This window comes from Gordonia ajococcus (assembly GCF_012974285.1).
Classification (GTDB): Bacteria; Actinomycetota; Actinomycetes; order Mycobacteriales; family Mycobacteriaceae; genus Gordonia; species Gordonia amicalis.
Genome location: NZ_CP052884.1, coordinates 2,621,726 through 2,643,586, shown reverse-complemented (window position 1 = coordinate 2,643,586; position 21,861 = coordinate 2,621,726). Strand labels below are relative to the sequence as shown.

General features: G+C 62.8%; 12 protein-coding genes, 5 pseudogenes and 1 other annotated feature. Of the genes and pseudogenes, 13 read left to right on the top strand and 4 right to left on the bottom strand.

What is annotated here, in order from left to right; genetic code table 11:
• Positions 1-135 precede the first annotated feature (135 nt).
• A complete protein-coding gene (locus tag GAA2_RS11925) occupies positions 136-822 on the top strand; it encodes a ZIP family metal transporter (protein ID WP_006438436.1) in 687 nt (228 codons plus the stop codon).
• Between the two features lie 10 nt (positions 823-832).
• On the opposite strand, the gene GAA2_RS11920 is transcribed toward GAA2_RS11925, so the two are convergent.
• Complete coding sequence (locus tag GAA2_RS11920; RefSeq protein ID WP_191834366.1) at positions 833-1,948, bottom strand: alpha/beta hydrolase; 1,116 nt, start codon at positions 1,946-1,948, stop codon at positions 833-835.
• Between the two features lie 125 nt (positions 1,949-2,073).
• Here GAA2_RS11920 and GAA2_RS11915 point away from each other — a divergent pair, with 125 nt between their 5' ends.
• The 7 genes and pseudogenes from GAA2_RS11915 to GAA2_RS23200 form a co-directional block, all read left to right on the top strand.
• Entirely contained in the window at positions 2,074-3,594 is a 1,521-nt protein-coding gene (locus GAA2_RS11915; protein ID WP_006438438.1) for a DUF3375 domain-containing protein, read from the top strand.
• Positions 3,591-4,484, top strand: a complete 894-nt coding sequence (locus GAA2_RS11910) for a DUF4194 domain-containing protein (RefSeq protein WP_006438439.1) — start codon at positions 3,591-3,593, stop codon at positions 4,482-4,484. Before GAA2_RS11915 ends, GAA2_RS11910 begins: the two co-directional genes overlap by 4 nt.
• On the top strand, positions 4,481-7,819 hold the full coding sequence (locus GAA2_RS11905; RefSeq protein WP_006438440.1) for an ATP-binding protein: 3,339 nt from the start codon (positions 4,481-4,483) through the stop codon (positions 7,817-7,819). The genes GAA2_RS11910 and GAA2_RS11905 overlap by 4 nt, the downstream gene beginning before the upstream one ends.
• A 474-nt stretch (positions 7,820-8,293) precedes the next feature.
• Positions 8,294-8,803, top strand: coding sequence for a TIR domain-containing protein (locus GAA2_RS11900; RefSeq protein WP_006438441.1), 510 nt, complete (start codon positions 8,294-8,296; stop codon positions 8,801-8,803).
• Positions 8,804-9,037: 234 nt separating this feature from the next.
• Positions 9,038-9,655 carry a macro domain-containing protein gene (locus GAA2_RS11895; protein ID WP_157228365.1) on the top strand — a complete coding sequence of 206 codons (618 nt, stop codon included), beginning with the start codon at positions 9,038-9,040 and terminating at the stop codon, positions 9,653-9,655.
• On the top strand, positions 9,652-10,122 hold the full coding sequence (locus GAA2_RS11890) for an HIT family protein (protein ID WP_006438899.1): 471 nt from the start codon (positions 9,652-9,654) through the stop codon (positions 10,120-10,122). Before GAA2_RS11895 ends, GAA2_RS11890 begins: the two co-directional genes overlap by 4 nt.
• A gap of 62 nt (positions 10,123-10,184) precedes the next feature.
• Positions 10,185-10,343, top strand: a pseudogene (locus tag GAA2_RS23200) (IS3 family transposase); the annotation flags it as partial.
• A 213-nt stretch (positions 10,344-10,556) separates the two neighbouring features.
• On the opposite strand, the pseudogene GAA2_RS11885 reads toward GAA2_RS23200, so the two are convergent.
• Together GAA2_RS11885 and GAA2_RS11880 are read right to left on the bottom strand one after the other, a co-directional pair.
• Positions 10,557-10,859, bottom strand: a pseudogene (locus GAA2_RS11885) (transposase); the annotation flags it as partial.
• A 4-nt stretch (positions 10,860-10,863) separates the two neighbouring features.
• A pseudogene (locus tag GAA2_RS11880) lies at positions 10,864-12,184 on the bottom strand (IS30 family transposase); the annotation flags it as partial.
• A gap of 65 nt (positions 12,185-12,249) precedes the next feature.
• On the opposite strand from GAA2_RS11880, the pseudogene istA reads away from it, so the two are divergent.
• Positions 12,250-13,548: pseudogene (gene istA / locus GAA2_RS11875) on the top strand (IS21 family transposase).
• A gap of 6 nt (positions 13,549-13,554) precedes the next feature.
• A complete protein-coding gene (gene istB, locus GAA2_RS11870) occupies positions 13,555-14,319 on the top strand; it encodes an IS21-like element helper ATPase IstB (RefSeq protein WP_006438895.1) in 765 nt (254 codons plus the stop codon).
• A 241-nt stretch (positions 14,320-14,560) separates the two neighbouring features.
• On the opposite strand, the pseudogene GAA2_RS11865 reads toward istB, so the two are convergent.
• Positions 14,561-15,517: pseudogene (locus GAA2_RS11865) on the bottom strand (IS3 family transposase); the annotation flags it as partial.
• Positions 15,101-15,232 (bottom strand) — a sequence feature (AL1L pseudoknot). Its footprint overlaps the pseudogene before it by 132 nt.
• Positions 15,518-16,376: 859 nt before the next feature.
• On the opposite strand from GAA2_RS11865, the gene GAA2_RS11860 reads away from it, so the two are divergent.
• From GAA2_RS11860 to GAA2_RS11850, 3 genes are read left to right on the top strand one after another with little or no spacing between them, the layout of a single operon-like run.
• The gene (locus GAA2_RS11860) at positions 16,377-18,041 is read left to right on the top strand and encodes a GTPase (protein ID WP_006438853.1); all 1,665 of its coding nucleotides are present in this window, start codon (positions 16,377-16,379) and stop codon (positions 18,039-18,041) included.
• 19 nt (positions 18,042-18,060) lie between these two features.
• Positions 18,061-20,175, top strand: coding sequence for a LeoA/HP0731 family dynamin-like GTPase (locus tag GAA2_RS11855; protein WP_006438852.1), 2,115 nt, complete (start codon positions 18,061-18,063; stop codon positions 20,173-20,175).
• Positions 20,172-21,830 carry a GTPase domain-containing protein gene (locus tag GAA2_RS11850; RefSeq protein WP_006438851.1) on the top strand — a complete coding sequence of 553 codons (1,659 nt, stop codon included), beginning with the start codon at positions 20,172-20,174 and terminating at the stop codon, positions 21,828-21,830. Before GAA2_RS11855 ends, GAA2_RS11850 begins: the two co-directional genes overlap by 4 nt.
• Positions 21,831-21,861 lie beyond the last annotated feature (31 nt).

The window sequence follows — 21,861 nt, the reverse complement described above, 5'->3', positions numbered from 1 at the left end:
CGTATCGAGGTCACGCCGCATCCCCCTGCTGGCCGAGTAGCGCCGACCGAGCGGAGCGATGACGCCGCGTATCGAGGTCACCCCGACGCGTGTCGCGCCCACCCACCGCGCCGGCCGGGCGCAAGCATGTTACCCATGCCGACCGCTCTCCTCTACGGACTCGTCACCGCGGTGCCCATCGCTATCGGCGCCGCGATCGGTCTCCGCTGGGATCTGCCGTCGCGAGTCCTGGCCACACTCATGGCGTTCGGCGCGGGCACGATGATCGCGGCGGTCTCCACCGAACTGTTCGTCCCGGCCTTCAAACAGGCGGGTATCGGACTTGCGGGGGCGACGCTGTTCCTCGGTACCGCGGTGTACGTCGTCGCCGACCACCTCGTCGAAACCAGGCTCGGTTCACGCGCGATCGGTCCAGCGCTGATGCTGGGAGTCTTCCTCGACGGCGTCCCGGAGAACACCGCCCTCGGTGTGTCGCTCACGGCCGGCGGTTCGCTCGTCCTGGTGGTGGCGATCGCCGTCGGCAACGTCCCGGAGGCGGTGAGCGGGGCGTCGTTGATGAGACGCGAACACGACATGTCTCCGCGGTACGCGCTCGTGATGTGGGTGGTGACCGCCGCGATCCTCGTCGCGGTGACGGTCGGCGGCTACGCGGTCGCCGACGCCATCTCGCCGACCGCGATCAGCATCGTCCAGGCTTTCGCCGGTGGTGCGACCCTCGGTGTCCTCGCCACCGGCCTGATGCCCGAGGCCTACCGCGAAGGCGGTTGGTGGGTGGGGCTGGCCACCGCGGCCGGCTTCCTGCTCGCGTTCGTCCTGGGCTGAGTCGACGACCTCAGTGCGTCTGCGTCGCCTCCGGGTCGCTGGCCACGTTGCCCTGGGCGAGATCGTGCAGCGCCCGGAAGACCTTCTTCGATGCCTCGGCCCACGGCATGAGGATCGGGAACACATGGAACATCCCCGGTTCCTCGATCGCGTGCGTGGGCACCTCGGAGTCCTCCAACCGTGCTGCGAATTCACGGATCCCGTCGCGGAACATCTCGTCGCCACCCCAGCAGACGAAGGTCGGTGGGAACCACTCCGGATCCGGGTCGGCGTTGATCACCGACACGCGTGCGTCGTTCGGCTGCACTCCGTGGAGGTAGGGCGTCACCGGGATGTTCCACGGCAGCACGTCGTACTGGGCGTTCTCGGTGATCGACGGGTGGTCGAGGTCGAGGTCGATCTCGGGGGAGAACAACGCGAGCGCACCGGGCTTGGGCAGTCCCTTCGAGTGCAGATGCGCCACGAGCGACGCTGCGAGCCCACCGCCCCCTGAATCCCCGGCCACGATGATGTGTTCGGGGGTCACGCCCCGTCCCAGGAGGGCCTGGTAAACGTCCGCGGCGTCGAGAACTCCTGCAGGGAACGGGAATTCGGGTGCCATCCGATAGTCGGCGATGAACACCTCGAAGCCGGTGATCCGCACCAGCGACGACGCGAACGCCGAGTACATGATCGGCGACGTCCCGATGTACCCACCGCCGTGCAGGTACAGGATCGTCGCCCCGATCTCCTGCTTCTCCTCGTCCTCGTCGACGTAGGCGTCCGTACTCGCCTTCGCACGACACCACAGACCCGGAACGCCACCGATGGTGTCCTGGGTCAGTTCGACGCCGTCGGTCAACTCGACGAACGGCGGCATCACGACCCGGCAGATCTGGTCGAGGATCTTCTCCATCGAGCGGAACTCCTCGATCGGCAGACCCATCGAATAGCCCATGAACGCCCGGATCGACTGGCGTGTGACAGCCTGCCCGACGTTGTCGAGCAGGCCCGCCGGCCCCGACCACGGCCTTTTGAACGGCACGCGCGCGAGCCCGCCGAGCATGTTTTGCGCCAGCCCGACGACGGCCAGCGTCGTCAACGGTCCGGATGCGGTCTCGACCTCGGGACGATCAGCCATCACCATGACGCTCAGCGTAGCGACGCACACGCGGACCGGCTGGACACGCGACCCACCGGACTGGGGTCCCGCCGGGGGGACGTGGCAGACTATCGCGGGTCCCGTAGTCCCCGAGATCCCGTGAGGCGGCAATGGAGATTTCTGCCTTCCCGGCTCAGCGCGAGACCGGGCGAGCTGTCGCGCCGACCGAATCGGTGCAGGTCACGCTGGGTGAAGCGCTGGAAGCGAACCGTACCCTGCAGAAGTCGGCGGCCGTACGACTCTTCGCTGCCACCAACTCGGCGCTCTACGTCACCTTGATGGAACGTCACCTCGACTACGGCACCAAGATGTCGGAGGTCGAGCTGACGATGCGCCTCGAACGCGACCTCGCCGAACTCGACCTCACCGACGACCAGCCGACCGGCCTCGAACTGGTCAAACTCTGGGCCCGTCAGGGCTGGTTGCACCGTGTCACCGACACCTCCGACCCCGACGCGCCCAACCTCTGTCACCTGACCAGCGAGGCCCGCTCGGTCCTGGACTTCATGCGCCGCCAGCGTCGCGAGGACTCGATCGCCACCGGCGGTTCGATCACCGGCATCGCCGCCGAACTCCGACGCGTCGCGGGACAGGTCAGCAACGACCCCGAGACCATCCGCCTCGAGCTCGAGGCACAGATGTCCGACCTCGACGCCGAGCTCGCCGATCTCGACGCCGGCCGCCGCCCACCGGTCGACCTCCGCGTCGCCGAGGACTCCGCCCGCGCCATCGGCTACCAGATGGAGCAGATCATCTCCGACATCGGCCAGTACGGAACGATGCTCGACCGCATCACCACCGCGCTGCTCGACGACCCGGGCGACTCCGACCTCGCCTACCGCGATCGTCAGCGACAGCTCTTCGACGACTATGAAGCCCTCCTGCAGTCATCCCAGTCGGCGTCGTACCAGGCGTTCAGCCAGATGATCCAGGACCCGGAGCGCCGCGCCCGCCTCAAGACCGACATCGACACCATCATCGAGAACTTCCCCGGCATGGACGCCGGGCTGCGATCGGTGATGGACAACTTCTTCGGGCTGGTCACCCAGCAGATGGCCGAGGTCGGCCGCACCCGCCAGCGCTGTGCCCGTCGTATCCGACGCTTCGTCGCGTCCGGCACCCTCGAGCAGAGCCGTGGTCTGGCCCGTCAGCTCAACGACGCTCTGGCCACAGCGAACGACCTGCTCAAGTCCTCGCTCGCCGACCGTCGCCTCGGCTACGAGTTGCCGCTGGCGGCCCCGGCCCTCAACTCGATCGGCCGTCTCGCCTTCGAGATCCGCGAACACGTTCCGCCCGCACCGGCGCTACCCGCCGGTGGCGCCGACGCCGATCTGACCGCCTTCGCCTCGATGACCGGCCAGGTCGACACCGTCGAGCTCACCGAGACCGTCAACAACGCCGTCGCCGCCGGACCCGTCCCGCTTACCGAGGTGATCGAGGGCCTCGACGAGCCGTACCTCGCGCACGTCATCGTGCTGTGGTCCTGGGCGCAGAAACAGCTGGCAGCAGGGGAGAAGGTACCGATGACCACCGTGCGTTTCCGGTCCCTCCTCGGGGAGGACCACGCCATCGAAGTCCCCGACCTCACCTTCACCGAACCGATTCCGACTGCGGAGGTCGACGCCGAATGACATCTTTGCCCCCTGAGGTGCGAGCGCAGCGAGCCTCGAAGGGCCCTGACGTGCAAGCAGAGACCGCCCCCTCGCTCCCAGAGGCGCATGCAGCGGCCGCCCCCTCGCTCCCTGAGGTGCGAGCGGAGCGAGCCTCGAAGGGCACCCCTGACGAGTTCGCCGGCTTCGACGATCTCCCCACCGTCGCGAACCGCGCCACCTCGCACGCCCCGAGCGCACCCCGCTTCGACGGCGACGTCAGCGAGATGCCCGACCGTGCCTGCTGGGCGCTGCAGAACCTGCTGGCCCGCCGCTACGTCAGCGGCGACCGGCAGCCGCAGCTGTGGTCGTGGGTGTCCGAGTACCAGGACGTCCTGCGGATCCGCCTGTCCGAGCTCGACCTTCGCCTCCGCCTCGTCGACGAACTGCAGGTCGCCTTCGTCGAGCAGGCTGGCTACGACTCTCGTTGGGGCCGTCGCATTCTCAAGCGCGAGACCGTCCACACCTACGACGCGATCCTGGCGTTGCATCTGGCCAAGTACATCCGCGCCGCGCGCGACGAGGATGCGCTGATCACCCGCGAGGAGATCCACGAGCTGTTCGCCGGCGTCACCAACACCATCGACCGCGACCTCGCGCTCTTCGACAAGCGCATCGAACGCGCCATCGACAAGATGGAAGAGCTCGAATTCCTGCGCAAGCAGCGCGACGACGCCGACACGTTCACCGTCAGCCCGGTGATCTCCGCGGTGATGACGGCGTCGGTGATCACCGATCTGCAGCGACAGTTCGAGCAGTTCATCGGCTCCGGCGACACGGGGGAGGAACCGCCCGAGGGTGCGGCCGACGAACCCACCCAGCCCGACGACGCCGAGAATGCGTACGGCGACGACGAAGGAGACGACTGGTGAGCGTCGACCAGTACCACCTGTCCCGGTTGCAGCTGATCAACTGGGGCGTGTTCGACGGGTATCACTCGATCCCGTTCAGCTCCAACGGTTCTCTGATCACCGGGTCGTCGGGTTCGGGTAAGTCGTCGTTGCTCGACGCCATCTCGCTGGCGTTCCTGCCCGACCACCGCCGCAACTTCAACGCCTCGGGTGACGCCACCGCCGCCGGCTCGTCCAGCGGTAAGCGCACCGTCGGCAAGTACGTGCGCGGCGCGTGGGGTGAGCGGCGCGACGGCACCAACGCGCACCGCGAGATCATGTACCTGCGCGGCACCGGCCCGGCGTGGGCGGCCATCGCGGTCACCTACACCTCAACGTCCGGCACCGCCATCACCGGTCTGGTCCTCAAGTGGCTGGCCGCGGGCAAGATGACCGACGCGCACAGCTCGTACTTCATCTACGACGGCGACGCCGACATCGTCGAGGCCTGCAACGAGTGGGCCGTGGCCAACTACAACTCGGCCAAGTTCCGCGACCGCGGCTGGCGCGGCGGACCCGGCGAGGGCAAGTACCTCTCGACGCTGTACTCGCTCATCGGGATCCGCGGCTCCGACGCCGCGCAGCAGCTCCTCGGAAAAGCCAAGTCGCTCAAGAGCGTCGGCGGTCTCGCGCAGTTCGTGCGGGAGTTCATGCTCGACGCCCCGACGTCCATCGTCGGCATCTCCGACGCCCTCGAGCAGATCGACCCGCTCGTCGAGGCCCGTGAGCTGCTCGACGTCGCGCGCCGCAAGCGCACCATCCTCGGCAACATCGAGGAAGTCCACGAGCGGTACGCGAGCGAGTCGGCCACCTTCAGCGTCCTCGACACCATCGACAGCACCACGATCCGCAGCTACGTCAACAACCTGCGGATCCGGAACGCGCAGCCCGAGGTCGCCGACCTCGACGACCAGATCACCCGCCTCGACGGCGATCTCGCCGCGCTCACCACCCAGCACGACCAGCTGCGCCAGGACCACAGCCTGCTGCTGGCCCGCATCGCCACGTCCACTGGCGACCTCGCCCCGCTGCGCGAACAGCTCGGCGGCGCACAGAAACTCAGCACCGAGGTCACCGCCCGACGAAACGCCTACGAAGACAAGGTCTCCGCGCTCGGTTTCAGTCCGCCGACCAACGCCGAGGGCTTCTGGTCGCTGCGCGAAGAGCTCATCGAGGAGGCCACCAAGATCGACGGCCAGCTCGAAGCCGGCCGCGCCCACTACGCCGAGGCGCTCGCCCGCGAGGTCGCCGCCCGCAGCCGCCGCGACACCGCGCAGGAAGAGCTCGGCCGCGTCGAACAGGCCGGTTCCGCGCTGCCGCGCACCGAACACGAGATGCGCCGGGTCATCGCGCACGCGCTGCAGATCGACGAGTCCGAGCTGAAGTACGTAGCCGAGCTCGTCGAACTCGACCCCGACGAGGAACGCTGGCGCCTGGCCGTCGAGAAGGTGCTGCGCAACGCCGGTCTGCGACTCCTCGTACCGGACAAGCACTTCCGGTCCGCTCTGCGCTTCGTCAACTCGCACGACATGCGCGGCCGGATCCAGCTGCACCAGGCCGAGACCCGCCCGATGCCCGTCGTCGAGCCGGGCACCCTGGCGTCCAAGCTGCGTTCGGTCGACCCCGGCCATCCGTGTGCCGCCGAGGCGATGACTGTCCTCGCGAAGCTCGGCAACCACATGTGCGTCGACAACCCGGGGGAGTTCTCCCAGTACGCCAAGGCGGTCACCGATCAGGGTCTGCGTAAGGATTCGGCGAAGCTGGCCGTCAAGGACGACCGCCAGCAGCTGCGCCGGTCCCAGTACATCTTCGTCGGCGACGTCGAATCGAAGATCACCGCACTTCGCGACGAACTCGCCTACGAAGAAAGAGTTTTCGAGGACGCCCGCGAGGACTGTGCCGAGCTCGACCGCGAACGCTCCGCGAAGGAACGACGCCGCGACGCCTACCGCCGCGTGTGTGAGCAGTTCACGCAGTGGAACGAGATCGACGTCGACTCGGTCGACGATCGCGTGGACCAGCTCACCGACCAGTACGACCTCCTCATAGAGGAGAACCCCGACGTCGAGGCGCTGCAGCGCAAGGCCGAAGACCTGTGGGAGCAGGTGCGTCACGCGATCTCGCAGGCGGCGCTGGTCAAGGACAAGATCGCCCGCCAGGACGAGCGTCGGACCCAGCTGCTCGACCTCATCGACCGACTGAAGCCCGAAGACGTTCCCGCACAGGCGGAGAAGACTCTCGACGGGTTCCGCGAGGACCTCTCGGCGACCCTCGACGTGCTCAACCCCGAGCCGTACCGCCAGGAGATCGTCAAGGCCGCCGGCCGCGAACGCGACCGCATGCGGTCGGACGCCCGACGCTCCCGCGACGAGCTGGCCCGGATCCTCGACACCTACGACGAGGAGTTCCCCGACGCCATCCCCAACGACAGCGACGACTTCGACGAACGCATCCACGACTATGTCGCCGTCTGCCGCCGCATCGACGAGCGCGAGCTGCCGTCGGCCTACGAGCGGATGCGCCGCCTGATCACCGAGCAGGCACCCGGCGCGATCCTGGGCCTGCACATGGCGGCCGACGCCGAGGAACGACGCATCGTCGAGCAGATCGAGCGCGTCAACACCGGCCTGGGTGCGGTGGCGTTCAACCGCGGCACGCGCCTGCGGCTGGTCCCAGGTCGTAAGAAGCTCGCCGCGGTGGAGGAGCTGACCGAGAAGGCCCGCCAGATCTCCAACCGCGCAACGGCGGTCAGCTTCGGCGACGAGCAGGCCATCCTCGAGCAGTACTCCGACATCCTGCTGCTGCGCGAACGCCTCGCCGGCAACACCCCGGAGGACCGCCAGTGGACGCGCGACGCCCTCGACGTGCGTAACCGCTTCGACTTCTACTGCGAGGAGCACCACGCCGAGACCGGCGAGACCATCCGCACCTACTCCAACGCCGGCGACAACTCCGGTGGCGAGCAGGAGAAGCTGATGGCCTTCTGTCTCGCCGGTGCGCTGAGCTTCAACCTGGCCAGCCCGCACGGCAACGACAACCGGCCGATCTTCGCCCAGCTGATGCTCGACGAGGCGTTCTCCAAGTCCGACCCTCAGTTCGCGCAGCAAGCGCTGTCGGCGTTCCGCAAGTTCGGGTTCCAGCTGATCATCGTCGCCACAGTGCAGAACACCAGCACGATCCAGCCGTATGTGGACAACGTGGTGATGGTGTCGAAGACGGAGGTCGGGCCGGAGTTGCGGCCGGTTGCTACGGCTACGTCAACGACGATCAAGGCGTTCTCGGAGTTGCGGCGGTCGGGGAGTCAGTTGGCTGTTTGATTGCCGCATCAGTGCACATGCGTTGGCTCGAGACTCCCTAGTGCGGGACGTCTGTTTCTCGATGTTCTGGAACCGAGCGTCGCGTGCGCTGACGATAGTTCGGGCCGGTGACGACGCCCTAAGTCATACCTTGTCGTCCAATCGAACCAACCCCGTGCCATGCGGTCGTGTCTCCATAGTCAGCCCGGACCATGTCTGAGAACCTTACGAACATCCGGGCCACACGAGGTTCGGTAGACGTGCGTGTCTGCTGGCCGCGCAGATCGACGAAGGAGGAACTCCTCACTTGGCACTGAAGACGTCAGATCTATACTCCTCCGTCTGGGCAATTTGCGACCAGCTTCGAGGTCGGCTATGGATACGACACCAGACGAGCTGCTGGATGGGCTCTCCGTTCCTGGCGATGTCAGACCTGCAACATAGACTCATGCATGTATAGATCAACTGGACTGCCCCAGAGCGAAGAGGATGTAGATGAGCTATCGAAATAAGACGTATGTGGCTTTCGCCAGCGAGGACATCGGAAAGTATCGCTTGATGGAGGCATGGCGCGACAACAATAATATCGATTTTTCCTTCTATGATGCGCACGACTTGTTCATTTCTCTGGATACCAGCCAGCCTGAGACGATTAAGCGAAATCTTCGGGAGCGCATGAAGAACGCCAAGCAGGTTGTTCTTCTGGGTAGTAGCTCTGCTAAGAAGAAGGGCGGGGACGGAGTTTCCTTCCTTGCGCATGAAATAAAAGTCATGATCGAATTCGATCTCCCGGTCGTCGTCGCGAATCTCGATGGCGATCGCAACATCGACAAGAACTTTATACCCGCGCCATTATTGGATGCCAACTACTACACGCTGTCTGTCTCATTTCAACCAAAGATCATCATGTATGCTCTCGACAACTACGCCCCAAATTATTTGGCTAGCGGAAAAGAAGGTCCGCATTTCTACAAACCGGAGACATACGCGAATCTCGGGCTCTAAATGCGAGACCTATTGAATGATCTGCGGACCCTGCGCTTCTGGCGATGGTTCCTTGTCCTGGCCTTCTCGGCGGTCGGGGTTCTGGCAATCATCCTCGAACTGATTAACTTCATTGTTGGGCGCTTGCCTATCAGAGGGTGGCCGCTTGTGATCTTGATAGCTATTACCTCGATCGGATATGGGCTAATTAGAGCATGGCCACGCCCGATCAGCCAGCAGTATAATTCGCCTAACATGAGAATCGAAATTGTAAAGGGCGACCTATTCGTTCAGGATTGCAACATCGTGGTCGGCACATGCGACACATTTGACACGTTAGCGCCCAATATCATCGCAAAGAGTAGCATTCAGGGACAGGCCCTTGAACGTCTCTACGGTGGCGATTTACAGAAATTGGATCTTGATCTGGCGTCCGCGCTACAGGGTAGTGCGGTTAGAGGTTCAATCCAGAAACCAGGAAAGACCGACAAATATGGAGTGGGCGCCGTCGCTACGCTTCGGCATGGATCTCATCGCCTCTACTTCCTGGCCTATAGTGAGATGGACACCAATAACGAGGCGCAGAGCACTCCGGATGCTATCTGGCGGAGCCTCGCTTCGCTGTGGGATGAAGTGTCCAGGACGGCGAACGGTACGCCGGTTGCAATTCCCGTTATTGGCGGGGGCCAGTCTCGCCTCTCGCAAGTTATCCCAGCGCAAGACTCGATCCGTTTCATCGTTATGTCGTTTGTGTTCGCGTCACGCACTCAGAAGGTTTGCGACGAACTGCGAATAGTTGTGCGCCCAAATGACTTCGATCGGCTTGATCGACTCGAACTTCAAGCTTTCCTCTCTTCCCTTAGGCCGTCATGACGCAATCGGGACTTAGGCTTCCGGACGCGCACCCATGCGCATTCTGCGCTTACCTGGACGAGAGCAGGCCCTTCACCTTTGTGAGAAAGGGCAGCGCGACTGCGGTGATGGTCACCCAAGAACAGCGAGGAGTACCCCACCTGTTGGTTGTCCCAATTGCCCACCGTGAAACCATTCTCGATTTGACGGATGACGAGTGTTCTGCGTTGATGACGGAGGTGCGGGACGCCGCGCGAGCGATTGATGCAGCCTATCAACGGCCGGGTATCTCCGTGTGGCAGAACAACGGTGAGTCAGCCAGTCAGTCAATCCGGCACGTACACTTCCACGTCGCTGGCACACTGGATTCAGGTGGTACGGAGTGGGGCCAAGTCGAGGAGCTGTCGATTGCTGAAACGGAACGGATCGCTGAGGGAATTAGGCCGTACTGGCCGTCGTCTACCGTAAATGACGAGCAGGGTAGCTAACGTGAAAAGGTGAACCATCCTTGGTCTGGTGGAGGCCGTGATCTCACCAGGAGAATGCCGGTATGGCTGCACCGAGGAAGTTTGATCAGGAGAACCGCGAGCGGACTGTGAGGATGAATCACGACCGCCTCGCCGCTGCGGGCGGCTCCAAACTCGCCGCCCGCGAGCATGTAGGAGGTCTCCCCGACATCAACCAGGCGACACCGCGGAACTGGATCGAACGAGACACCCCGGTCGTCAAGGCCGCGCGTTTCCCAGGCGAGATCAGTCAGCGCGCTGGTCTATGTCTTGGGTGGTGTTGCCCTAACCGAAATGCGCCTGTCGTCCGAATTTGCGCACAGACGCCAGCCCAGACTGAGGAGCGTGTAGACCAGGTTGAGTGCGGTGGGCTCGGACGGATCGATGAACCGTCCTGGACCGGATGGAGACCTGGTTTAGGCCGCCTCCGCCGCGGAGGCGACGATCTCACGGTAGCGTGTCTCGTACTCGATCGGCGGGCAGTAGCCGATCGCTGAGTGCAGCCGTTCGGTGTTGTACCAGTGCACCCAGGCGGCGGTTTCGCGTTCGACCTCGGCTCGTCCGGTCCAGGATCGCTGGCCGGAGATGAGCTCACTCTTGTACAACCCGATCGTCGATTCCATCAACGCATTGTCCAGGGCGTCCCCGACTGAGCCGATCGAGCCGGCGAGCCCGGAGTCGCGTAGCGCCTCGGTGAATGCGAACGACGTGTATTGGGCGCGTTCAATCGGTCGATGCAACACCGGGTTGTTGTACCGAGTGTAGTTGTTCGCCAAAGACTTCGGCGGGGGTCTTCCAGTTGAGGACTTTTCTAGGACGGCTGTTGAGGGTGTAGGCGATAGCCTCGAGGTCCTCAGCTGACCACCGCGACAGATCAGTTCCCTTAGGAAAATATTGACGCAGAACACCATTGGTGTTCTCGTTCGACGGTCGCTGCCACGGTGAGTGCGGATCGGCGAAGAACACCTGCGTTCCGGTGTCCATCGCGAACTGGGCGTGAGCAGACAGTTCCTTGCCGCGATCCCACGTCAACGTTTTGCGCAACTGCTGCGGCAGCACGGCCATCGACGCTGTCAGTCCTGCATTCATCGCGATGGCACCGTAGCCACCGAGTGCGGGCCCGTTCTTCACAGGCGGCTGCTCACCCCAGCCCTTCTGGCGTGGCAGATGCACCAGAAGTGTTGCACGACTACGACGTTCAACGATAGTGCCGATCGCCGATCTCCCAGTTCCGATAATCAGATCACCCTCCCAGTGCCCGGGGACGGCACGGTCCTCGGCCTCGGCAGGGCGCTGACTGAACACGACGTCGGAGGTGACGTGACCCTGCGGCTTGTTGCGCGAGCGGGCCCGCGGCTCCCTCAGTGCACGTCCGGTGCGCAGGCACGCCACCAGCTCACGTTTGAGCGCGCCGCGGCCCTCGATGAACAGGGACTGGTAGATCGCCTCGTGACTGATACGCATGGATTCATCATCGGGGAAGTCGACCTTCAAACGCTGGGAGATCTGCTCTGGACTCCACGCCAGCGACCACCGCCGGTCGGCACGGTGCGGTTTGTTAAGCCCCTTCCACGGTGGTGGCGTGGGGCCCGCAGCGATCGTGCCATCGGGACGGCGGACAACGCCGGCCAGGCGGTGCTGTACGTACTCCCGCAACTCGACGTGGGCCACGAGCTTCGCTGTTTTTGGGCGCTTGGCGGCCTGCTGGGCTTTCCACTGCGCCACCAACGCCCGATACTCGAGCTTCCCGCTCCTGGTTGCGGCGTTGCGCCGTAGCTCACGCGAGATCGTGGCCGGACTGCGCCCGATCCGCCGTGCGATCTCACGCACCCCACGATCCTGGGCGCGTAGCAGCGCGATCTCTTCCCGTTCGGCGAACGATAGATAGCGGCCCGAAGGCTCATCCAGACTCAGCGGCCTCATTGCCGCCAGCGTGGCGGAACCAGCGTGTACCCACCGGCACCGACACACCGACAGCGATCGATGCCTGCGCCGTGCTCACCCCCGTCGCGACCACCCGCCAAAACTCACGTTGCACCTGCTGTTGACGGCGCCTGAAAACTGACCCCCTGACGACGGGTGAATTTTGACCCCCGTCTTGTTAGGAGGGTGATTTCAGTGGAGCAGTGGGCGGAGATCCGCCGTTTGCATCGCAGTGAGGGTGTGCCGATCAAGGAGATCGCGCGCCGGTTGGGGGTGGCCCGTAACACGGTGCGGGCGGCGTTGGCCTCAGACACCGCGCCGAAGTACTCGCGACCGGCGAAGGGCTCGGTGGTCGATGCGTTCGAACCGCAGATCCGGGCGTTGTTGCGGGAGTATCCGACGATGCCGGCGACGGTGATCGCGGAGCGGATCGGGTGGACGAGATCGTTGACTGTCCTCAAAGACCGGGTCCGGGTGATTCGCCCGGAGTTTCGTGGGGTAGATCCGGCCGATCGGGTGATCTATGAGCCCGGCGGCTGTTCGCAGTGGGATCTGTGGTTCCCGGACTACCGAATCCCAGTGGGCCACAATCAATTCGCCATGTTACCGGTGTTGGTGATGACATTGGCGTTCTCCCGATACCGGTCGGCGGTGATGATCCCGTCGCGCCAGGGCGGAGACATCCTGACGGGGATGTGGCTGCTGCTGTCGCAACTGGGCGCGGTGACCCGCAAGCTGGTGTGGGACCGCGAAGCCGCGATCGGCCCCAAGGGCACACCCACCGCGCTGGCCGCAGGATTCGTGGGCACCTTGGGCACTCGGCTGGAGCTGGCGCCACCGCGAGACCCCGAGTACAAGGGCATGGTCGAACGCAACAACCGATTCTTCGAGACCTCGTTCCTGCCGGGCCGCCAGTTCGCCTCACCGGACGATTTCACCGCCCAGTTCGATCGGTGGCTGGCCGATCATGCCAACACCCGAGTGGTGCGCGCGATCGGTGATCGACGCCCGTGTGATGCGCTCGCCGAGGACCTCGAGTAGATGGCCGGGCTTCCCCCGACCGCACCTCATATCGGGTTGAGTAGCCGGGTGCGACTCGGTCGCGACTACTACGTACGTGTGGCCGGCAATGACTATTCGGTGCACCCGTCGGTGATCGGTCGCTTCGTCGACATCACCGCCGACCTGCAGCAGGTGCGCATCCAGTGCGGCGAGGTCACCGTCGCCGACCACGCTCGCAGCTGGGCCAACCACGTCACCATCGCCGACCCTCAGCACGTGCGGGCAGCCAAAGAACTGCGCCGCGACTACCGCCGCCAAGACCTCGCCAACCGGGCCCGAAACGCCGCCCGCATCCGCGCCCACCCCGACGGCCACGAGGTACCGATCCGGGCGCTACCAGACTACGACGACCTGTTCGGGGTGCACTTTGCTACCCCGTCAGGTGCTCAACCACCCACCCCGTCCACTATCGCTGAAAGGTGAAATACCATGTCCGACAATCACACAGGTAAGCAGATCGAGTTCGCGGCGCGGGCGTTGAAGATGCCAGCGATCCGCCGCTGCTGGGCCGAGTTGGCCGAGCGGGCCCGCACCGACAACTGGACCCACGAGGAGTACCTCGCAGCGATCCTTGACCGCCAGGTCAGTGAACGCGAAGCCAACGGCACCGTGCTGCGGATCAGTGGCGCTCGCTTCCCCGCGGTCAAGACACTCGAGGACTTCAACTTCGACCACCTTCCAGGATTGCGTCGCGATGTTATCGCCCATCTGGCCACCAGCACCTGGATCGCCAAGAGCGACAACGTGATCCTTCTCGGACCACCTGGAGTGGGTAAGACCCACCTCGCGATCGCGCTCGGGATCAAAGCCGCGCACAACGCCTACCCTGTGCTCTTCGACACCGCCACCGGATGGGCCACCCGCCTGACCGAGGCACACACCACCGGCCGCCTGGTCTCCGAACTCAAACGGCTCCGCCGCTACCGGCTGATCATCATCGACGAGATCGGCTACCTGCCGTTCGACTCCGATACCGCCAACCTGTTCTTCCAACTCATCGCCAGCCGCTACGAACAAGGCTCGATCCTGATCACCTCGAACATGCCATTCGGCCGCTGGGGCGAAGTCTTCGCCGACGATGTCGTTGCCGCCGCACTCATCGACCGCCTCGTCCACCACGCCGAGGTCATCACCATCGACGGCGACTCCTACCGCACCAAGACCCGACGACAACTCGTCAACGCCGACCAGTAACCAACACCAAAAGGGGGTCAAATTTCAACCGTCGATAAGGGGTCAGTTTTCGGCCGCCGTTGACACCTGCCGCGACGGCTCCGGCCGCCCCGGCGATCGCATCGCCGGCCGAAGTGCACGATCAGCACGCCACTGCCGACGAACACCTACCGCCACATCGCTGGTCTTCCAACTCCAGTCCGCCGTAGCCACCGCGAACACCTCCATGATCATGGTGTTGCGACGACCAGTTGAATCCGCCTTGACTGCCCGCATCGCTGTGGTGCACCAAACCTGTTGCAGTAAAGGAGAAGTCAGTCCTGCGCCGTGTGAACAAGGCCTGCTCGAGAACGCTGGTCACCAGTGGAGTCGTCTTGCTCGTCATCACCCGCCAGCCCAGGATCCGACGCGAGAACACATCGACAAGAAACGCGGTGTAGACGAACCCGGACAGGGTCCAGCAGTAGGTGAAATCGGCCACCCACCACTGGTCGGGACGCGATGGGAGCGACCACTGGCGATCCACCAGATCGGGGTGGCGCGGGGCGCGATCATCGCGTTGGGTGGTCACGGTCCGATGCGCGCCGCGCACCACGCCGGTGATGCCGCAGATTTTCATCAGCCGACCCACCTGATCGCGGCCCATCACACGACCGTCGCGGTGCATGGTGTGCCAGAGTTTGCGGACCCCGTAGACGCCGCGGTTGCGGTGATATGCCTGGTAGACCGCGTGAGCGTCGTACGCCTCGGCCAGAACGGTGGCCGAGACCGTGCCTGCGTGTTTGCGGGCGTAGTAGGTGGACGGGGCGATCTGCATCCCGTGCTCGCGGAGCACGCGGCAGATCGGGGCGACCCCGAACCGGTCCCGGTGAGCGTCGATATAGTCGACGATCACCGCAGTCGGCGGTCGACCTCCGCCGCTGCGAAAAACGCCGAGGCTGTCTTCAAAATTTCATTCGCCCTGCGCAATTCGGCATTCTCTTTGCGAAGGGCAACCAGCTCGGCGTCCAGTTCACCCACCGTCGTGGTTCCGCGCGAGGTCACGATCGGAGTGTTGCGTTCGATCCAGTTCCGCAGCGTTGCCTGGTTGATGTCGAGCAAAGCACCCGACATGCTCGCGCGCGGCGAGTTTGGAGCCGCCCTCAGCGGCGAGCCGGTCGTGATACATCCTCACAGCCCGCTCACGCGTTTCTTCGTCGAACTTCCTCGGTGCAACCATGACGACATTCTCCTGGTGAGATCACGGTCTCCACCAGACCCAGGACGGTTCACGATGGCTTCCCCTCGTGTGTGGAAGGTCGCCCGCGCACGTACCCAACCCTGCACACTGTCCCAGACTGCGACGGGATTATCTCGGCCCGCGGCCGCCCTCTGCATGCTCGATTCATACGACCAGCTCCGAGCTGGTGGTTAGGGATTCGAATCGCGCCGGCGTGCTGGGGTCCGTGGCCCAGCACCGCGAGACCTACTACTCTTCCTGACCATCAGTGAGGCTGGGGACCTTTCACAATCCGTTGCGGCGCGTGTCGGACCTAAGAACGATCTCACGCTGCAGATCTGATCGTCTGACCAATTCGCAGCAACCGGCCTGCCCTCACGCCTACAGCTATCAGGCGGCGACGGACGCGGTCGCAGCTGAAGTGCTGTCCCACGCCTCGGCTCAATCGGGATCAACCCCAGACCAGACCTTCGATGGACACGGTTCCACGTCCCTCGTTGGTGATTGTTCGCCTCTTCGACTTGGGTGACCCGGTCTGTCAGCTCCGGTCGACATCTTTACGAGCGCCGAGCGTGGTTGTCGGCGCCCGAATGTACTCTGCCTCTGCCCGAGACGTGGCACCAAGTGGAACGCACGATTGATCCAAACAGATGAATTTCATGTTCAGTTCCTCAGCTAACGAACGGCAGGGTACTTGCCGAAGTAGCGAATCGCCGACCGCGGGAACGTATCCCTGCACGGCATGCCGACCATCGATTCGCCATCGTCATCGCGATCCCGAAGTGACCTGTCGGGGCCGTCTCGTACACTTCGTGCAACTCGGTCATCAGTAGGACCACGTGCGTGAGAAGGGTTCGACGTGGAACACAACTTCCAGGGACTGCAGTACGCAGTCGAGCGCGCGGTCCGAAGCGGACAGCGCGAACTTGCCCAGCTCGAACGCTCGTTTGAGACCGTACTCGCGAGGTTTAAGGACGCGTCGGCCAATAACACTGGTGCGGCCCACCACCTGGCCGAAGACCTCACGCATTTCACCTCTGACTTCGAGACAGAGGTCCGTGGGCACCTGGATGCCCAGCGTGAGCGACTTGCAACCTTCAACGTCGCGTTCTTCGGACGAACAGGAGCCGGAAAGAGCACGCTTCTTTCGGCTTTTGGCGAACTCGACGGTAGTTACGTATCGCCGGGAGACAGTGACTGGACAACGGACGTCACAGAGATTGAATGGCGTGGCTGCTCACTCTGGGATACCCCTGGAATCAATGGCTGGGGTCGGACTCAAAAGCGCGCCGAACTCGAGGAGACTGCACGACGTGCCGTGGAGGTTGCGGATGTTGTCTTGCTGTGTTTCGACAATCAGAGCCAACAAGCGTCCGAGTTCGGCAAGGTTGCGCAGTGGGTTCAGGCCTACGGGAAGCCGACGATTGCGGTAATTAATGTCCGCAACCTCAGGTGGCGCCACCCCGCAAAGGTGAGAAGTGAATCGACGCGCAGATCGCTGTCACGGGCGGTTGCTGAACACGCCAACAACATTCGGACCGAGCTCGCCAAGATTGATCTCGGCAGCACTCCCATCGTGGCGATTCAGAGCAGGAGAGCGTTGTTTGCTCGGGCCCAAACGCCATTCAAGGGACCGGCCGAGAACGACTTCAGCTCAGATCGCGAGCAGTTTGGGATCGAGTACCTCGCCGAGTGGTCGAACTTCTCCGTCCTGGAAGATCTGATCGTCGCATCGATCGAGGAAGGTGGGGCAGAGCTCCGGCAGACCGCCCTGCGAGAAGGTTTGCGGGAGATCTTCCACTCCCGAGCTTCCGACCTCGCCAGTATCCTTGAGAACATCGACTCGCGAATACTGTTTACAGAGAACCGAATCGACCAATTCTTCGACACGCTCGGATATCTAGAGGGTGACGACCGGAACGCGTACATGGGCGTCGAGGGTCGTTTGATCCCCACGGTAGAAGTCGCACGAGGTAAGCCATTCACCGCCGGTTCCGTCGGGACGTTAGGCCGCCAGTTCGACCACCTCATGCAGTCACACTTGTCGCGCGTTCGTGAAGCCGCACTTCGACGTGCCGACGATGTGGTCAGTGCAGCAATCGACGCGAACACACCGCTCACGGATGAAGACTTCCAAGGTGTGTACTCAGCTGCTGAACTGCAGGCTGCCGTCGACGAGATATGGAAGGCAAAACAAGCATTCCTACTGCGCGAAATCGAGCTTGCGGTCTCGGATGTGGTGCCCGAAGTTGGTGACACGGCAACTGGCGGTGTTGCGTTCGAGGCCATCAGCGGCGCTAGTTCGCGCGCAGGTTTGGCCTTACAAGCGGCAGGTTTGGCGGCAGGCGCCGCAGCAGGTGTCATTGCTGTGCCGTCGATCGCTACTATCTGGAATCCGGTGGGCTGGGTTGGAACCACAGCCGCGATCGGGCTGGGCGCTGTCGGTCAGGTGGGAAAACCTTGCAGGACAAAGACTCGCGAAACGCGGAGAAGACGATCGTGCTGCCGCTCGCTCAGCAATTGAACGTGAGTCGCGACTGGCCGTGCAGAAGACCTTCGATTCCATCGAGAGGGATCTGCGCAAGCGGGGCGCGTCAGAAACCTGGAGCCTAGCCGGACCCGTCTTGGTGGCACTCCTGCAACAGGATCTAATGCTCAGACGAAGCAAGATCGAGATCGCGAAGCTGGCCGAAGTCCTTCAAGGACAGTCGACCAATATCGCCTACTCCTCTGCGGGGGTGGATGTCCTCGATGGTGCAGTCCGGAAGGTATTGAATTCACATGCTGTGCAATCGGCCAGTGAAGCCAATGTTCTTTTGGGCGAGAGCTGGTTTGAGCACAATGACGGACGGTCCTCAAGCAACGGAGAATTCACCGACGCACATCGCGCCGTCTTTGCCGAGCAACGCGAGCAAGAACGTCGCCAGCTGAGGGCCTGGCTCTCCCAAGTCTGGCAGGTGAGGTCTGAGCGTGAGATCGCTGAATGGATTGAAGCTGTCACCGACTACTCGTCTGACGACCTGGAGTTGAGGGATGCGGTCAACCAGGTCACAGCGAATGACCAGCGGAAGCCAGCGGTGGTCATCTTGGGGGACTACAGCGCCGGCAAGTCCAGCCTGGTCAAGCGACTGCTGGTTGAGATGAGCGGCTCAATTCCGGAGGATCTTCAAGTTCGTGGAAGCGGTGCGACGAGTTCAGTGCGTACGTACGAACTTGATCACATCAGGCTCGTAGACACTCCGGGATTTCAAAGTGGCCATGCCAACCACGACGAGCAAGCGCTCGGGGCGGTGGCGGGTGCGTCGCTTGTACTGGTTGTTGTCCACGTAAACCTGCTTATTGGTGATATGGCACTGCTCGAAGCGATTGTCAAAGGAACCGACGAGACGGTCGCGAAAGCCGGGCGAGTTCTGTATTTGATCAATCGGTCTGATGAGCTCGGGACCGATCCCACATCGGCTCCCGGGGACTATCTGCTGCTGCGGCGTCGCAAGGTGGAAGAGTTGATTGCCGCATTGGCGTCGCGGGGAATCACCATTGACCCATGCGAGGCTCACGCGTTGGCTGGCGACCCATTTGGTGTGGTCGGGAGTCGGATGGACGTCACTCGGGCAGATTTCGATGACAACCGTGATTGGGATGGCGTCGACCCGCTGGTTCGGACTCTTGACACCTTTTCTCGGAAGCAGTCGCAAGCCGCGTTGTTACGTGCGACTGTCGATGAGATCAGCAGCACGCTCATGGTTCGCCGAAACCAGCTGCGCCAGGCGGTAACTGAGCTGGAGCCTAAGTCTGCCGAATTCGGAGGAACCATCCAAGCAATCGCAAACGGTGAGCGCGACGGGGACCTTCTCGAAACCTCGATCCGTAACCGGCTACGGAGAATCCTGGAGCCGCACGCCGATCGTGCACGCCATCAAGTCCGAGCTGCGGGGAAGGATGAGATGGCACGATTGGAAGAAGTCACGGGTGCGTGGCTCCGGGATGACGAGTTGGCGGTCGAGTTGGATCGATTCATCAACCAGACAGGACGAGATATCGACCAGTGGTTTGAGACCCACTCGTCGACCATCGGACGCCGGATGAAATCTGCAGAACCTGCTGGCACAGTGTCGCTAGGCGTCGAGGAGACGTTCGTCGGGCCGGTCGACGGTGTCAATGCCGCGAAGGCGGTGGCAGGATCGGCGCACCACACGGCGAGGGTGGCGAAGGCGATCGGCAATCGAGACGCGATCTACAGCATTGGAAAGAGCCTCGGGGTGAAGTTCAAGCCCTGGGGCGCAGTCAAGGCCGGCGGGCGGGTGGCAAAGGCGGCGCCGATCCTGGCCGCGATTGGTACGGCTGCCGATGCGCATGCGCTGTATAAGGGCCACAAGTCTGGCAAAGATCGTGAGAGGGCTCGGAACGACGCGATCGATTTCATTACTCAAGCTGCCGAGATAGCCGAAACTCAGATTCTCGACGGAGACGGCAGGGACGGCCCCATTCCCGCACTCCGCGAGCGTGTTGCGGTGCTGGCGGAGCATCGAAACGCGATCGAGCAAGAGAATGCAGAAGTGCGCGCGACGCTGCATGCCATGGAGACTCAGATCGAAGGTTTGTCCGAGCTAATCGACATAGCGAACGAACTCTTCCCACAGGAACGGAGTACAGGGTGAGCAATTTCGACATCCAAGCCGCCAAGAAGTGGTTGGACGAAATCCCGGGCGGTTCACTGACCGATGTATTCGATGTTCAGTGGAAGCAATTCGCGTCGGAACCAAGGCCTGTCGCGACAGTCTTTGGTTCGTACGACACCGGCAAGAGCAGTCTAATTCGACGGTTGCTCGTCGATACCGGAGTCGAAGTTCCTGAGTGGTTGACGATCAGCGCACGCCACGAGACATTTGAGGTTCGGGGTGTTGTGCTGGCCGGTTGCGTTATCCGCGACACACCCGGTCTTGCAGTTGGCGCGAAGGACGTTCGGGGCGAAACCAACACTAAGTTGGCTCAGGAAGCAATCGGCTTGACGGACATCGCAATTGTCACGGTGACACCGCAGCTTGCCACAGGGGAACGGGAACTGATTCGGGATCTGATTGACAGCGGATGGTCCACCGACGCCCTTTGGTTCGTCATTTCACGATTCGACGAGGCCGGCCACGACCCGGATAGCGATCTCGACGGTTACAAGAACCTCGCGCAACGCAAGATTGCCGAGTTGCGGGAATCGCTTGGACTAGATCCCAACACACCGGTCTTTGTTGTCGCTCAAGACCCTTTCCAATATGCGGGCGCAGAACGGGATGTCGATCGAGATATCTGGGACGACACCCGCGACTGGGACGGGATGGCGGAACTTTCCGCGGCGCTCGACCGAGTCGGCGGCAGCGACCTTGGCTTGTTGCGGGCGGCCACTGAGCAGCGATTTTGGTCGCAGGTTGTCGCTACAGTGGTTGGGGAGTTGCGCGTCCAACTGAGAGAGTTCGAGACAGCCCTAGCAGATGCGAATGAGCTAACAGCTCGCCAAGATCAATGGGAGGCTGCGCTCGACGATCTCGATGCTGCTGCACGGGCTAGTTTGCAAGGAACCATAAAAGAAGCGATTCGATTCGCCGTGGTGAACTCGGATATCACCCAAGAGCAAATAGCTGCAGCGATCCAGTCTTCCCTAGAGGAGTGGTACCAAAAGGTGGGGCGGGACCTTGACCTGCTTCTGCAAGATGCTGAAAAGTCGGTCGACAGGCAACGCGTGGAGCCGTCGTGGAAGCGACTCGAGTCCTTTGTGGCCGCCGCGATCAGCAAGGAAACCTCTAACGACGTTCCGGATGTGACGCGCTTGGGGCCGATCCTGTCAAGCGTAGGACCGAAGGTTATCGCGGCCATCGTCGACATCGACGGTCTCATGCGAAAGCGGTCCGGACAGAAAGCGAAGGGTGGCGGTGCGGCTCGTCAGAGCGATGGGTGGTCACGAAGCGACACGGAGAAGGTTGCCAAGATGGCGCTCACCGCCGCGATCGTCATCGTGAAGTTGATTGACGAGATTCGTTCCAAACTGGCAACTGCCAACCAGTCACGCGAGCAGGAAAAGGCGCTAAAAGATCAACTGGAAGCGGATGCCACACTAGTTGCGCTGGATGAGTGGCAGAAGTCTCTCGATGAAGCCCGGAGAGTGATCACGGAGCATAGTGGCCTTGACGCCGAACTTGCCCTTGGGCTCGACGAGAGTGTCGACGCGCTCCGAAACGCGCTACGCCGGGCGAGCGAGTTGCACGAGATCGAAGATTCGTGCGCAACGCAGGCTTACGAAGACACGAGGGTCGCTAATGGCTGACGTCAAATCGGATGGGTCGAGCGTCGACACA

Bases quoted from the DNA above. Each gene is read 5' to 3' on its own strand.
- GAA2_RS11925 (WP_006438436.1), top strand. From the start codon at position 136: ATGCCGACCGCTCTCCTCTACGGACTCGTCACCGCGGTGCCCATCGCT.
- GAA2_RS11920 (WP_191834366.1), bottom strand. From the start codon at position 1,948: ATGGTGATGGCTGATCGTCCCGAGGTCGAGACCGCATCCGGACCGTTG.
- GAA2_RS11915 (WP_006438438.1), top strand. From the start codon at position 2,074: ATGGAGATTTCTGCCTTCCCGGCTCAGCGCGAGACCGGGCGAGCTGTC.
- GAA2_RS11910 (WP_006438439.1), top strand. From the start codon at position 3,591: ATGACATCTTTGCCCCCTGAGGTGCGAGCGCAGCGAGCCTCGAAGGGC.
- GAA2_RS11900 (WP_006438441.1), top strand. From the start codon at position 8,294: ATGAGCTATCGAAATAAGACGTATGTGGCTTTCGCCAGCGAGGACATC.
- GAA2_RS11895 (WP_157228365.1), top strand. From the start codon at position 9,038: ATGAGAATCGAAATTGTAAAGGGCGACCTATTCGTTCAGGATTGCAAC.
- GAA2_RS11890 (WP_006438899.1), top strand. From the start codon at position 9,652: ATGACGCAATCGGGACTTAGGCTTCCGGACGCGCACCCATGCGCATTC.
- istB (WP_006438895.1), top strand. From the start codon at position 13,555: ATGTCCGACAATCACACAGGTAAGCAGATCGAGTTCGCGGCGCGGGCG.